A 520-nucleotide genomic window follows, 5' to 3' on the forward strand; every position below is an offset into this window, starting at 1 on the left:
TGGTTGACGACTCCCCGGGGACTATCGTGGCCTCCCACGTCCTTCATCGGTTCCTGGTGCCAAGGCATCCACCGTGCGCCCTTAAAAACTTGGCCACAGATGCTCGCGTCCACTGTGCAGTTCTCAAACAACGACCAGCCACCCATCACCCCGTCCCGAAGAACGAGTGCACTGGGGCCGGCAACCGAAGGACGACCATGACGGCCGTACCTTCAGATACCCAACAGCGTGCCCGACCCGACCAATCACCAGCCACGTTCCACGCCCCGAAGAGCAGTACTAATGACCAACAACCTGTCGTGCCGAGTAGTCAACGTTCCACCCATGAGCAACCAGCACCGAACATTCGCCGGTGTACTGGCCTCTGACCAAACCCGAAAGCCTGGTAAGAAGTGCTCCTTAGAAAGGAGGTGATCCAGCCGCACCTTCCGGTACGGCTACCTTGTTACGACTTCGTCCCAATCGCCAGTCCCACCTTCGACAGCTCCCTCCCACAAGGGGTTGGGCCACCGGCTTCGGG

2 rRNA genes are annotated in these 520 nt (G+C 59.8%); both read right to left on the bottom strand.

Features of this window, described 5'->3' with window-relative positions:
- Positions 1-95 (bottom strand): 23S ribosomal RNA (locus E6P78_RS32570); the annotation flags it as partial.
- Between the two features lie 308 nt (positions 96-403).
- Positions 404-520, bottom strand: a 16S ribosomal RNA gene (locus E6P78_RS32575); the annotation flags it as partial.

Source organism: Streptomyces sp. A0958 (genome assembly GCF_004795035.1).
Taxonomy (GTDB): domain Bacteria; phylum Actinomycetota; class Actinomycetes; order Streptomycetales; family Streptomycetaceae; genus Streptomyces.